At 62.9% G+C, this 13,481-nt stretch carries 13 protein-coding genes; all 13 read left to right on the top strand.

From position 1 onward, the window contains the following. Positions 1-16 precede the first annotated feature (16 nt). The gene (gene fusA / locus WHX56_RS04415) at positions 17-2,119 is read left to right on the top strand and encodes an elongation factor G (RefSeq protein ID WP_129247190.1); all 2,103 of its coding nucleotides are present in this window, start codon (positions 17-19) and stop codon (positions 2,117-2,119) included. A gap of 77 nt (positions 2,120-2,196) precedes the next feature. Continuing rightward, on the top strand, positions 2,197-3,387 hold the full coding sequence (gene tuf, locus WHX56_RS04410; protein ID WP_287753809.1) for an elongation factor Tu: 1,191 nt from the start codon (positions 2,197-2,199) through the stop codon (positions 3,385-3,387). Positions 3,388-3,461: 74 nt separating this feature from the next. After that, entirely contained in the window at positions 3,462-3,773 is a 312-nt protein-coding gene (rpsJ, locus tag WHX56_RS04405; RefSeq protein WP_003806903.1) for a 30S ribosomal protein S10, read from the top strand. Positions 3,774-4,047: 274 nt separating this feature from the next. Continuing rightward, positions 4,048-5,232: a pyridoxal phosphate-dependent aminotransferase gene (locus tag WHX56_RS04400; protein ID WP_338880568.1), complete on the top strand. Its 1,185-nt coding sequence runs from the start codon at positions 4,048-4,050 to the stop codon at positions 5,230-5,232. Continuing rightward, positions 5,186-6,010 (top strand): 2-keto-4-pentenoate hydratase, encoded by an 825-nt coding sequence (locus tag WHX56_RS04395; RefSeq protein ID WP_165360224.1) that lies wholly within the window; start codon positions 5,186-5,188, stop codon positions 6,008-6,010. Before WHX56_RS04400 ends, WHX56_RS04395 begins: the two co-directional genes overlap by 47 nt. Positions 6,011-6,022: 12 nt before the next feature. Continuing rightward, positions 6,023-6,802 (top strand): SDR family oxidoreductase, encoded by a 780-nt coding sequence (locus WHX56_RS04390; protein ID WP_338880567.1) that lies wholly within the window; start codon positions 6,023-6,025, stop codon positions 6,800-6,802. Positions 6,803-6,847: 45 nt separating this feature from the next. Continuing rightward, positions 6,848-7,636 carry an ABC transporter ATP-binding protein gene (locus WHX56_RS04385; RefSeq protein WP_422393635.1) on the top strand — a complete coding sequence of 263 codons (789 nt, stop codon included), beginning with the start codon at positions 6,848-6,850 and terminating at the stop codon, positions 7,634-7,636. Positions 7,637-7,691: 55 nt separating this feature from the next. Continuing rightward, positions 7,692-8,516 (top strand): transporter substrate-binding domain-containing protein, encoded by an 825-nt coding sequence (locus WHX56_RS04380; RefSeq protein ID WP_338880566.1) that lies wholly within the window; start codon positions 7,692-7,694, stop codon positions 8,514-8,516. 81 nt (positions 8,517-8,597) lie between these two features. Beyond that, positions 8,598-9,296, top strand: coding sequence for an ABC transporter permease subunit (locus WHX56_RS04375; RefSeq protein WP_338880565.1), 699 nt, complete (start codon positions 8,598-8,600; stop codon positions 9,294-9,296). After that, on the top strand, positions 9,293-9,982 hold the full coding sequence (locus tag WHX56_RS04370) for an ABC transporter permease (protein WP_338880564.1): 690 nt from the start codon (positions 9,293-9,295) through the stop codon (positions 9,980-9,982). Before WHX56_RS04375 ends, WHX56_RS04370 begins: the two co-directional genes overlap by 4 nt. Positions 9,983-10,026: 44 nt before the next feature. Continuing rightward, complete coding sequence (locus WHX56_RS04365) at positions 10,027-10,830, top strand: inositol monophosphatase family protein (protein WP_208742408.1); 804 nt, start codon at positions 10,027-10,029, stop codon at positions 10,828-10,830. A 92-nt stretch (positions 10,831-10,922) separates the two neighbouring features. Continuing rightward, positions 10,923-12,419 (top strand): PLP-dependent aminotransferase family protein, encoded by a 1,497-nt coding sequence (locus WHX56_RS04360; RefSeq protein WP_338880563.1) that lies wholly within the window; start codon positions 10,923-10,925, stop codon positions 12,417-12,419. A 368-nt stretch (positions 12,420-12,787) separates the two neighbouring features. Beyond that, entirely contained in the window at positions 12,788-13,477 is a 690-nt protein-coding gene (rplC, locus tag WHX56_RS04355) for a 50S ribosomal protein L3 (RefSeq protein WP_043541546.1), read from the top strand. Positions 13,478-13,481 lie beyond the last annotated feature (4 nt).

Below are 13,481 nucleotides of genomic sequence, written 5' to 3'. Positions count from 1 at the left end.
TAAGGACTAACCCACCATGGCCCGCAAAACCCCGATCGAGCGCTATCGCAACATTGGCATCTCTGCGCACATCGATGCAGGGAAAACCACCACGACCGAACGTATCCTGTTCTACACCGGCGTCAACCACAAGATTGGCGAAGTGCATGATGGCGCAGCCACCATGGACTGGATGGAGCAAGAGCAAGAGCGTGGCATCACCATTACGTCGGCTGCTACGACGGCGTTTTGGCGTGGCATGGCTAAGAACTACCCCGAACACCGCATCAACATCATCGACACCCCGGGACACGTGGACTTCACCATCGAGGTGGAACGTTCCATGCGCGTCCTGGACGGTGCCTGCATGGTCTACTGCGCGGTGGGCGGTGTTCAGCCCCAGTCCGAAACCGTGTGGCGCCAAGCCAACAAGTACGGTGTGCCGCGTCTGGCCTTCGTCAACAAGATGGACCGCACCGGCGCCAACTTCTTCAAGGTCTACGACCAGTTGAAGACGCGCCTGCGCGCCAATCCCGTGCCCGTGGTGATCCCCATCGGCGCCGAAGACACCTTCAAGGGCGTCATCGACCTCGTCAAGATGAAAGCGATCATCTGGGACGAAGCCAGCCAGGGCATCAAGTTCGACTACGAAGACATTCCGGCCGAACTGCTGGGCACCGCTGAAGAATGGCGCGAAAAGCTGGTCGAGGCCGCTGCCGAGTCGTCCGAGGAACTGATGAACAAGTACCTCGAGACCGGCGCGCTGGACGAAGCCGAGATCAACCTGGCCATCCGCCAGCGCACGATCGCCGGCGAAATCCAGCCGATGCTGTGCGGCACCGCCTTCAAGAACAAGGGCGTGCAGCGCATGCTCGACGCCGTCATCGACTACCTGCCCTCGCCCGTGGATATTCCGCCGGTCGAAGGCACCGATGACGCCGGCAACGAAGTCAAGCGCGAAGCCGACGACAGCGAGAAGTTCTCGGCTCTGGCTTTCAAGCTGATGACGGACCCGTTCGTCGGTCAGTTGACCTTCGTCCGCGTGTACTCGGGCGTCCTGAAGTCGGGCGACACCGTGTACAACCCGATCAAGGGCAAGAAGGAACGTATCGGCCGCATCCTGCAGATGCACGCGAACAACCGCGAGGAAATCAAGGAAGTTCTGGCTGGCGACATCGCCGCCGTCGTGGGCCTGAAGGACGTGACCACCGGCGAAACGCTGTGCGATGTCGATTCGCACGTGACGCTGGAGCGCATGGAGTTCCCCGAGCCCGTGATTTCGCAGGCCGTCGAACCCAAGTCCAAGGCCGACCAGGAAAAGATGGGCCTGGCGCTGTCGCGCCTGGCGCAGGAAGATCCGTCGTTCCGCGTGCGCAGCGACGAAGAATCCGGCCAGACCATCATTTCCGGCATGGGCGAGCTGCACCTGGAAATTCTGGTCGACCGCATGAAGCGCGAATTCGGCGTGGAAGCCAACGTCGGCAAGCCCCAGGTGGCCTACCGCGAAACCATCCGCAAGACGTGCGAAGAAGTCGAAGGCAAGTTCGTCAAGCAGTCGGGCGGTCGCGGCCAGTACGGTCACGTGGTCCTGAAGGTCGAACCGCTGCCTCCGGGCGGTGGCTACGAGTTCGTGGACGCCATCAAGGGCGGCGTGGTGCCGCGCGAGTTCATCCCCGCGGTGGACAAGGGCATCACCGAAACGCTGCCGTCGGGCATCCTGGCCGGCTACCCGGTCGTGGACGTCAAGGTGACGCTGTTCTTCGGTTCGTACCACGACGTGGACTCGAACGAAAACGCGTTCAAGATGGCCGGCTCGATGGCGTTCAAGGAAGGCATGCGCAAGGCTAGCCCCGTGCTGCTGGAACCGATGATGGCCGTTGAAGTCGAAACGCCTGAAGACTACGCCGGTACGGTGATGGGCGATCTGTCCTCGCGTCGCGGTATGGTCCAGGGCATGGACGACATGGTTGGCGGCGGCAAGACCATCAAGGCCGAGGTTCCGCTGGCCGAGATGTTCGGCTACGCCACGAACCTGCGTTCGCTGACGCAAGGCCGTGCCACGTACACGATGGAATTCAAGCATTACTCCGAGGCCCCCAAGAACGTCGCTGACGAAGTCATCGCCGCTCGGGCCAAGTAAATAACCCTTGCCGGGCCCGTCCTTCGGGCGGTCCCGGCAGATATCAAAGTTTCCTTGAAAGTCAAAGGATAGAGATCATGGCAAAAGGCAAGTTTGAACGTACCAAGCCGCACGTGAACGTGGGTACGATTGGTCACGTTGACCACGGCAAAACGACGTTGACGGCGGCGATCACGACCGTTCTGTCGAACAAGTTTGGCGGCGAAGCCAAGGGCTACGACCAGATCGACGCGGCACCTGAAGAAAAGGCACGCGGCATCACGATCAACACGGCGCACGTCGAGTACGAAACGGAATCGCGCCACTACGCGCACGTTGACTGCCCGGGCCACGCCGACTACGTGAAGAACATGATCACGGGCGCGGCGCAGATGGACGGCGCGATCCTGGTGGTGTCGGCCGCTGACGGCCCGATGCCGCAGACGCGCGAACACATCCTGCTGAGCCGCCAGGTTGGCGTGCCGTACATCATCGTCTTCCTGAACAAGGCTGACATGGTCGACGACGCCGAGCTGCTCGAGCTGGTGGAAATGGAAGTCCGCGAACTGCTGAGCAAGTACGACTTCCCGGGCGACGACACCCCGATCGTGAAGGGTTCGGCCAAGCTGGCGCTGGAAGGCGACAAGGGCGAACTGGGCGAACAGGCCATCCTGTCGCTGGCGCAAGCGCTGGACTCGTACATCCCGACGCCCGAGCGTGCCGTTGACGGCGCGTTCCTGATGCCGGTTGAAGACGTGTTCTCGATCTCGGGCCGCGGCACCGTGGTGACCGGCCGTATCGAACGCGGCATCATCAAGGTTGGCGAGGAAATCGAAATCGTCGGTATCGTGCCGACGGTGAAGACGACCTGCACGGGCGTGGAAATGTTCCGCAAGCTGCTGGACCAAGGTCAAGCGGGCGACAACGTGGGCATCCTGCTGCGCGGCACCAAGCGTGAAGACGTCCAGCGCGGCCAGGTTCTGGCCAAGCCGGGCTCGATCACCCCGCACACGGACTTCACGTCCGAGGTGTACATCCTGTCCAAGGAAGAAGGCGGCCGCCACACGCCGTTCTTCAACGGCTATCGTCCCCAGTTCTACTTCCGCACGACGGACGTGACGGGCACGATCGACCTGCCGGCCGACAAGGAAATGGTTCTGCCGGGCGACAACGTGACGATGACCGTCAAGCTGCTGGCCCCGATCGCCATGGAAGAAGGCCTGCGTTTCGCCATCCGTGAAGGCGGTCGTACCGTCGGCGCCGGCGTCGTCGCCAAGATCCTGAAGTAATCCGGATCACATAAGCAGCACCCAACCAGCGGGGGCGCAACGCCGCCCTCGTCTTTCGTTCTTTAGGAAACGCCATGAAAAACCAAAAGATCCGTATCCGCTTGAAAGCCTTCGATTACAAGCTGATCGATCAATCGGCCGCTGAAATCGTCGATACCGCCAAGCGTACCGGCGCCGTTGTCCGTGGCCCGGTGCCGCTGCCCACGCGTATCCGCCGCTACGACGTCCTGCGTTCGCCGCACGTGAACAAGACGTCGCGCGACCAGTTCGAAATCCGTACCCATCAGCGCCTGATGGACATCGTGGATCCCACCGACAAGACCGTTGACGCCCTGATGCGTCTGGACCTGCCGGCCGGCGTCGACGTCGAAATCGCGCTGCAGTAAGGCGTATATCGAGCCTGCTACCTTCGCCGGCAGGTTCGTGAAAAGATGGCCGCAATCCTTCGGGACTGCGGCCATTTTGTTTTTTCCGAGATCCGCTGCAACGGCCCACGGACGCCGGGGCGGGACGGGCCGCACAGGCGGCCCGGGAACAGCGCCGCCGCGGCTGTCCTGACAGTGGCTCCTATCTGCTTCGTTTATTGGTTCTTGCCGACCGCGCTCCGAGCCGGGACACTGCCTATCCCATAAACAACGACAAAAGGGAGACAAGGCGGAAATGCTTACGGACTATCGACCCGAGGCGCGGCCAACGGCAGTCGCTCTGCGTTCCTCGCAGATCCGCGAGGTGGCCAATGCCGGAATGGGCAAGCCCGGCCTGCTTCCTTTCTGGTTCGGAGAGCCGGACGAGGCCACTCCCCCCTACATCCGCCAGGCAGCCGTGCAGGCCATCCAGGAGGGAGACACGTTCTATGTCCAGACGCTGGGCATGCCCGTCTTGCGCGAGAGCCTCTCGGCCTATCTGACGGCATTGCATGGCGCCATCGGCCAGGACCGCATTGCCATCAGCAGCTCGGGCACCTCGGCATTGGCGGTGGCCATGCAAGCCCTGGTCGGCCCCGGCGACCGCGTCGTGGCCGTCACGCCGTTGTGGCCCAACCTCGTCGAAATGCCCAAGGTGCTGGGCGCGCAGGTGCATACCGTCGCCCTGGATTTCACGGCGCGGGGATGGGCGCTGGATCTACAGAAATTGCTGGATGCATTGACGCCGGACACGCGCGCCTTGCTGGTGAACGCACCGAACAACCCCACGGGCTGGTGCATGACGGCGTCAGAGCAGAAAGCCCTGCTGGAGCATTGCCGGGCTCGCGGGATCTGGATTGTCAGCGATGACGTCTATGAGCGTCTCTATTACCAAGATAATTGCGCGCCGTCGTTTCTCGATCTGACCGACGAACAGGATCGGCACGTTAGCTGCAACTCGTTTTCCAAGGCCTGGTTGATGACGGGCTGGCGGCTGGGATGGGTGGTGGCGCCGCCTGCGCTATTGCCCGAAATCGGGAAACTGATTGAATTCAGCACGACCTGCGCGCCGCCGTTCGTCCAGCGCGCCGGGGTCGCCGCGCTCGCGCAGGGCGAGACGACCATCGCGCATACCGTGGCCAGATTACGGCGGGGCCGAGACCATCTGCGCGCGGCGCTGGCTTCGGTGCCGGGCGTTGAACAGGCCGCCGCGGCCCCAGGCGCGATGTACAACTTCTTCAGAATCGAAGGGGTCCGCGACAGCCTCGATTTCTGCAAGCGGCTGGTCGCCGAGACGGGCCTGGGCCTGGCGCCGGGGATTGCGTTCGGCCCCGAAGGGGAAGGCTATCTCCGCTGGTGCTACGCCAGCAGCCCGGAACGCATCGACGACGCAATTGTCCGCCTGGCCGGCTTCCTGGCCAACGCCCGCCTCCCTCATTGAGATCAGTATGGATATCGAGAACATCGCCGACGAACTGTGGAGCGCCGCAAGGCAAGGGCGCCATATGCCCGCGGAGTGGTCCGGGAAGTTTTCCCTGCGCCAAGGCTACGAAGTGCAATTGGCCATGCTGCGGCGCCAGCGCCTGGCCGGCGAACGGCAGTCGGGTTGGAAAGTCGGCCTCACGGCCGAGGCCATGCGGGTCCAGCAACAGGTCCATGAACCCTGTTTCGGATACTTGCTCCACAGCGGCGAACACGCCAGCGGCCAGCAATACCGATGCGCGGATCTGTTGCAGCCGGGCTTTGAAAATGAACTGTGCCTGACCCTGGGCAAGACCTTGCGTGGGCCGGGCGTCACGCTGGATGACGTCATGGCGGCGGTGAGCCATGCCGCGCCCGCCTTGGAGATCGTCGAAGTCAGAGGCCCGTTCGCGGGAAATCTGCCCCTTGCAATGGCCGACAACGCCCAGCAGAAAGCCTACGTCTGCGGCCAGGCGGTTGCGCTGACGCCGGCGAACCTGCGTCTGGCCGAGGCGGCGGTTCAGGTGATCGTGAACGGCGAGGTCCAGGAGCAGGCGACGGGGGCGGCCGTAATGGGCGCAGGCGGCCTGCTTTCCGTGCAGTGGCTGGCCAACAAGCTCGCGGAATTCGATTTACCCCTGGAAGCCGGCATGCGCGTCATGTCCGGTTCGTTTACGCGGCAATACCGTGCGGAGGCGGGCATGAAAGTCGTTTCCCGCTATACCCCATTCGGCGATGTAAGCGCGGAATTCATCTGATCGGGAGCAGCCATGGATCTGGAAATCAAAGGCAGGCATGCGCTGGTTTGCGCAGCCAGCAAAGGGCTTGGGCGGGCGTGCGCGATGGCGCTCGCCGAAGATGGCGTGCACCTGACCTTGGTGGCGCGCGGGCGCGAGGCCTTGGAGGATACGGCCCGCATGATCAGGAATCTTGCGGGCGTCACGGTGGAGGTGGTTGCCGCCGACGTAACGACCGACGAAGGACGCGCGAGGATTCTTGCGGCGTGCCCCCAGCCTGACATCCTGATTACCAATGCGGGCGGGCCGAAACCCGGCAATTTCCGCGAATGGTCGCGCGATGACTGGCTCGCCGCGCTGGACGCCAACATGCTGGCGCCGATTGCGCTCATCAAGGCAACCGTGGACGGCATGATGGAACGCGGATTCGGGCGGATCGTCAACATCACCTCCGCCGCCGTCAAGGCGCCGATAGACATTCTGGGCTTGTCCAATGGCGCGCGCAGCGGATTGACGGGGTTCGTGGCGGGCTTGGCGCGATCCACCGTCAGCCGCAATGTCACCATCAACAACCTGCTTCCCGGCCCCTTTACCACCGACAGGCTTGAAGCGACCTTGCGCGCGGATGCCGCGTTGTCGGGGCGCAGCTACGAAGAGGTCGTCGCGCAATGGAAGGCGAGGAATCCCGCCGGCCGCTTCGGCGTGCCCGAGGAATTCGGCCGCACCTGCGCATTCCTTTGCAGCGCCCACGCGGGCTACATCAACGGACAGAACCTGCTGCTGGATGGCGGGGCCTATCCAGGCACTTTCTGAGATGGCGCCCAGGCGATCAGAAACGCTTCGATCCGGAGACATGCAGTGAGTTCATACCGACACAGTTCCGCCGCGGATATCCTGGTCGCCGAAGGCATCCGTAAGCGCTTCGGTTCGATAGAAGTGCTGTCCGGCATCGACCTTCGCGCCCGTGAGCACGACGTCATCACGCTGATCGGGTCCAGCGGTTCCGGCAAAAGCACGTTCCTGCGCTGCCTGAATTTTCTTGAAGTGCCCGACGCCGGCTCGATCACGATAGGCGGCGAGCAGGTCGCGACGCGGCAGAACCGGCAAGGGGCCCTTGTTCCCCGCAGCGCCCGCCAGGTCTGCCGGCTGCGGGCAGGCATCGGCATGGTGTTCCAGAACTTCAATCTGTGGTCGCACATGACGGTGCTGGAAAACGTGATGGCGCCACCCGTGCACGTGCTGGGCATGAGCCGCAAGGAAGCCGCCGAGCGGGCGCAAGCGCTGTTGCACAAGGTGGGGCTGCAAGATCGCGCGCACCACTACCCGGGCCAGATCTCAGGAGGGCAACAGCAGCGCTGCGCTATTGCCCGCGCGTTGGCGATGGACCCGAAGATCCTCTTGTTTGACGAGCCGACCTCGGCATTGGATCCGGAGCTGGTGAGTGAAGTCCTGAAGGTCATCCGGCTGCTGGCGGAAGAAGGCCGGACGATGGTGATGGTCACGCATGAAATGGGATTCGCGCGCGAAGTGTCCACGGAGGTGCTCTTCCTGCACCAGGGGCAGGTCGAAGAGCGCGCGTCGCCAGCGGAGCTGTTCGGCAATCCGCGGTCGGAGCGCTGCCGCAAATTCATCGCAAGCGTGTTGTAGCCAGTCCGGGGCTCGCTGGCGCGCTCATCGACAACTAACGGAACAAGGGGTGGCAATGAAAAAATGGATCTCATGCGGTGTCGCGGCGATCGCGTTGAGCGCCGCGGCGGTGGCGACGGGCAATACGCTTTCCGAGCCGAGCGCCAACCGCTCGATCAAGGCAGGGGTGCAATGCACCTACCCGCCGTTCAGCTATCGCGACATGTCCGGGCAACTCAAGGGTTTCGAGATAGATGTCGTATCCGAAGTGGCTGACCGGATCCAGGCCAAGCTGCAATTCGTGTGCCTTGATTTCAATGGCCTCATTCCCGCGCTGCTGGCTCAGAAGATAGATGTGATCGCCGCCAGCCTGTCCATTACCGAAGTACGCAAGAACAGTATCGACTTTTCCATTCCCTATCGGGCATCCACCGCAAGGTTTCTGGGTGAACGCCGAGAGGGCATTCAGCCTTTCGACGCCGATGGCAAGCCTGACCCCGCTGCCTTGAAAGGGAAAATCGTCGGCGTGCAGCGCGCCACCACGAACGACACCTACCTCGCGGCGGTCTTCCCCGGCGTGCAGATTTCGCGCTATGACTCCGCCGAAAACCTGCTTCTGGACCTGACGGCGCGGCGCATAGATCTGGCCCTGGTGGGGCCGTTGAAAGTAGAGCGCGATTTCCTGAACCAGGACGCGGGCAAGAACTATCAGTTTGTCGGCCCGGAAATCGAATCCGTCCAGTATTTCGGCTCTGGCGTCGCCTTCGGATTGCGCAAGGACGCGCAGGCATTGCGCGAAGCCATCAATGCCGCGCTTCAAGGCATGTATGACGACGGTACTTTCAAGGCCATCAACCAGCGGTACTGGAGCTTCAGCGTCCTGCCATCCGTCTGGCACTGAGGGCGCACCGCCATTCACAGAAGCCGCTCCGGCGATGGCGTCGGGGCGGAAACCGAAACCCGATTCATGAGTAGTGGCGCTATGGATATCTTCGATGGCTGGGGACCGGCCCTTGCGCGGGGCGCCATGTCCACGCTGGAAGTGGCCTTTGCTTCCGCGCTGTGCGGCACCTTGCTGGGCGCGGCGGCGGCGGCCGCCGCGCTCTCCCGGCACGCAATGGTCCGGAAGTTGATTCAAGGCTATGTCACTGCCATCCGCGGCATTCCTCCGCTCCTGTTGATTCTGCTGATTTACTTTGGCGGCACCGTGGCGCTCAGCCGCCTCTGGTCGTGGGTGAGCGCCTCGCCGGCAACGATCGAGGTCGCGCCCTTGCCCGCGGGCGTGTTCGCGCTGTCGCTGGTTTTCGGCGGCTATGCGGCGGAGGTCTTCCGAGGCGCTTTCCTCGCGATTCCCAGCGGGCAGATCGAGGCCGCCAAGGCGGCGGGCATGTCGGCATGGCGCGTTTTCAGGGTGGTTACGTGCCCTCAGTTGTTGCGGTTCGCCTGGCCGGGACTCGGCAATATCTGGATCTCCACGCTGAAAGACACTTCCTTGATTTCCGTGATCGGATTGAGCGAATTGATGAATGTGTCCGCGCTGGCAACCAGCGACACGCGGCGTGCCCTGTTTTTCTACCTGGCGGCGGGCGCGATCTACTTGAGCCTTACCCTGGTCAGTTCCTGGGGGCTGCATTGTCTGGAGCGGCATAGCGCTCGCGGCCAAAGGATGGTTCAGCCATGAATCTCGAGCTGATGGTAAGCAGTTTCCCCCTGTTGCTGGAGGGCGCGGTCGTCACGTTGGAGCTTTTCGCGCTGACGATGGTGCTTGCCACCCTGCTGGCCATTCCGTTGGCGATTGCCCGTGTGCAGCCCGCCTGGTGGCTGCGCTGGCCGGTCGAAGCGTTTTGCCAGGTGTTTCGCGGCACCCCCATGCTGGTACAACTTTTTGTCGTGTACTACGGACTGGCGCAATTGGATGCCGTCCGGGAAAGCTGGGCCTGGCAGTATCTGCGTACCCCCTACTGGTGCGCGGTGGTCGCATTCACGCTCAATACCGCGGCCTACACGACGCATGTGTTGCGAGGCGCGATAGAGGCAGTGCCGCGAGGGGAGGTGGAAGCCGGCCGCGCGTTCGGGTTCTCCACCCGCGCCCTGTACCAGAACATCATCCTGCCCAGGGCAGTGCTGCTCGCGCTTCCCTCATACGGCAACGAAGTGATCAAGACCATCAAGCGCACGTCCCTGGCGAGCGCCATCACGATCTCGGATCTGACTGGCGTGGCCAATACGCTGGTGTCGCGCACGTTTTCCCCCTATGAGGTCTTCCTGACCGCCGCAGGCATTTATCTGGTGTTCGCCTATGCCGCCAACTACGTCTTGCGCGCACTGGAGTTTCGTCTGTCGCGGCACATGCATGCCGTGCATTGAAACGCATGGCCCATTTTTCACCACGTATTGCAACTGGAGTAGCCGTGCCCACGTCCGTCTCGCCCGCATTGATGACCGAGTTTCTGGCATTCGCGCATGAGCTGGCCAATGCCAGCGGCGCAATTCTGCGCGAAAACCTGCATAGCAGGCGCGGTTTCGACACCAAGGAGGACGACAGTCCGGTTACCGACGTCGATAAGAACATTGAGGAAACGCTGCGTACCTTGATTCAGCACCGGTATCCTGACCATGGCATCCTGGGCGAGGAATTCGACGGGAAGAATCTGCAGGCCGAGTTTGTCTGGGTCATAGATCCGATCGACGGCACCAAGGCATTCATCACGGGTATTCCCATCTACGGCACGCTCATTGCCTTGGCATGGCACGGCGCGCCTATCGTCGGGATCATCGATCATCCGGTGACGCACGACCGCTGGGCCGGCGCGCGCGGCATGCGTTCTACGTTCAATGACATGCCGATACAAAGCCGGGCATGCCCGGCGCTTGGCGAAGCGTTGATGTCCTGCAGCAATCCGGAGCCGTTCGGCCCCAAAGAGCGCGAGGCGTTCGACACCTTGCGGGCCTCGGCCAAATGGTGCGTGTATGGCTCCAGTTGCTATGCATACGGCTGCGTGGCCAGCGGTTCGATCGACATCGCCATCGACTGCGGCCGCCACCGCGAGGTGGACTACTGCGCGCTGGTTCCCGTGATCGAAGGGGCGGGAGGGGTGATCACCGATTGGGAAGGGCGCGCGCTGACCATCTACTCCGGCAATCGCCTGGTGGCGTCCGGCAGCCCGGAACGGCACCGTGAGGCGCTGCGGATACTGGAGACCGCGCTGGTGTAGCGGGGCTGCCGCCGTGCACGACATTACAATGTGCACGGCGCGTAGAGGCGCGCTGTCCGGCGTTGGGGGCCGGTCTGCAAGGGGTGATTGATTTGACGCAGAAATTCAACTACCCGGTCTGGTGCGCGGTATCGATTGACCGGCAAGGCGCCTTGCCGTTGCACGTGCAGATATTCGACCAGCTACGTCAGCGCATCGTGGACGGAGATTTGAAAAAGGGTGCGCGCTTGCCGCCCAGCCGCAAGCTGGCGGCCGAACTCCATGTGTCGCGCAACACGATCATCCTGGTATACGACCGACTGCTCTCGGAAGGCTACGTCGAAGGAAAAATCGGCATCGGCACGTTCATTGCCGCGGATCTGCCCGAAGACAGCCGCCCTCGGCGCGATACCAGCCCTTCGCCCGACGGCCAGCAGCACGCGCCTCCTCATGTTTCGCGCCGCGCGGGGACGCTGCTTCGATTGCCGCTACCTTCGGAACGCAACGGCTCCTATAGCCTCAGTCCCACCGTGCCGGCCCTGGATCAATTGCCGTTCGACCAGTTCGCCAAGGTGTCGGCGCAGTATTGGCGCTCCGCGCCCACGACCGATCTGGGCTATGGCAGCCCGTTGGGCCTGCCCGATCTGCGCCGGGAGATTGCCCTGTATCTGCGCGAGGCCCATGGCCTGACCTGTTCCATGGAGCAGATCCTGGTGATCAGCGGAACGACGCAAGGGTTTCTGCTGGCTGGCCATATATTGGCCGACCCGGAAGACGAAGTCATCGTCGAAGATCCCGCGTACCTGACCCGGATCGCGGCGCTGACCTGCGGCGGCCTGCGCCTGGTCCACGTTCCCATCGATCAGGAGGGCCTGGACTGCCAGCGGTTCGACGCGTATTCGCCCCATGCCAAATTGATCGTTGCGTCGCCGACCAACCAGTTTCCGTTCGGCAGCACGATGCCGTTGCACAAGCGCCTGAACCTGCTGGAATGGGCACGGGACAGGGATGCGTGGATCATCGAGTACGACTTCAACAACGCCTTTCATTTCAGCGGCCGTGCCTTGCCGCCGCTGGCCGCCCTGGATCGCGGAGGGCGGGTGGTCTACATCGGGAACTTCAATCGCTCCGTATCGCCGGCGCTGAATCTGGCCTACATGGTGGTGCCCGAAGCGTTGATCGAGGCCTTTTCGCGCGGCCATCACATCTTTTCCTTCCAGGCGGCGGTTCCAATGCAGGGGGTCATTGCCGACTTCATGGGCAGCGGTCAGCTCGCCGCCCACATCAGGCGCATGGGCAGCCGCTACCGCGAGCGCGCCAACCTGGTGGTGCAGTGCCTCAAGAGCCTGCCGGGCATCGAACTGGACATTTCCGCGACGGGCGCCGGGTTGCACCTGTCGGCGATACCGAAGGTCGCCGTGGACGATATGGCCGTCTCGAATGCCTTGCTGGCGCATCGTATCGACGTTCCGGCGATGTCCGGCTACTGCATGAACCAACCGGCCAGGACCGGCTTCGTCATCGGGTTCGGCAATACGCCAATCGAGCGTATTGCGCCCGCCATCCGGCGCTTCAGCGAGGAACTTCAGCGGGTGCGGGAGCACGGTTAGACTCGGGCTGCCGTGGCTGGCGGCGCGCAAGTTGTTGTTTCCCGGCAATAATTCCGCCGGCAAAGCGCGGCAGTTAGTATGCACTTACTGCCGCATTGGCCCGTGACGGCAGCCGTTGCGGCCAATCAGGGGCGCGGATGCCGGCGCCGCCGCCGCCGTGACGGCCAAAGCGGGCTAAGTGCTTGTGTTGGCTGGAAAAAACATGCTAATATGCCAAGCTTGCCATTTTGTGGCATGACCAGCTATGGGAAGGCGGGCCTCTTTCGGGCGGCCTGATTCATTCCCTGGTTGAACATAGTCGTAGGGCAAAGGCCGTTACCTTTTGCCTGATTAGCCCCGACCAATCGCAGTCGGGAATGGAGAAAACGATGTCGAATTCGACACCCACGCCCGCCGCTCACCGGCTGGGGCTGGTGGGTCGCAAGGTCGGCATGACCCGCATTTTTACCGAGGAAGGTGAATCCATCCCGGTGACCGTGCTGGACGTGTCGAACAACCGCGTGACCCAAGTTAAGTCGCTGGAAACCGACGGCTACGCCGCGATCCAGGTGGCTTATGGCACTCGTCGTGCCTCGCGTGTGGCTCAGCCGCAAACGGGCCACTATGCCAAGGCCGGCGCTGAAGCCGGCAGCATCCTCAAAGAATTCCGCCTTGATCCCGCCCGCGCCGCCGAATTCGCGGCTGGTGCCGTGATCGCCGTGGAATCGGTGTTCGAAGCCGGCCAACAGGTCGACGTCACGGGCACCAGCATCGGTAAAGGCTTCGCCGGTACCATCAAGCGCCACAACTTCGGTTCGCAACGCGCGTCGCACGGTAACTCCCGTTCGCACCGCGTCCCGGGCTCGATTGGTCAAGCTCAAGATCCGGGCCGTATTTTCCCGGGTAAGCGCATGGCCGGTCACCTGGGTGATGTCACCCGCACCGTTCAAAACCTCGACGTCGTTCGCGTTGACGCTGAGCGCGGCCTGCTGCTGGTCAAGGGCGCCGTCCCCGGCCATGCTGGCGCCGACATCGTCGTGCGCCCGGCCATCAAGGCCCCGGCCAAGAAGGGAGCGTAAGTAA

Origin of the sequence: Achromobacter veterisilvae (assembly GCF_037619525.1) — a bacterium.
GTDB lineage: Bacteria > Pseudomonadota > Gammaproteobacteria > Burkholderiales > Burkholderiaceae_B > Achromobacter > Achromobacter veterisilvae.
This window is presented reverse-complemented; position numbering and strand designations above follow the sequence as displayed.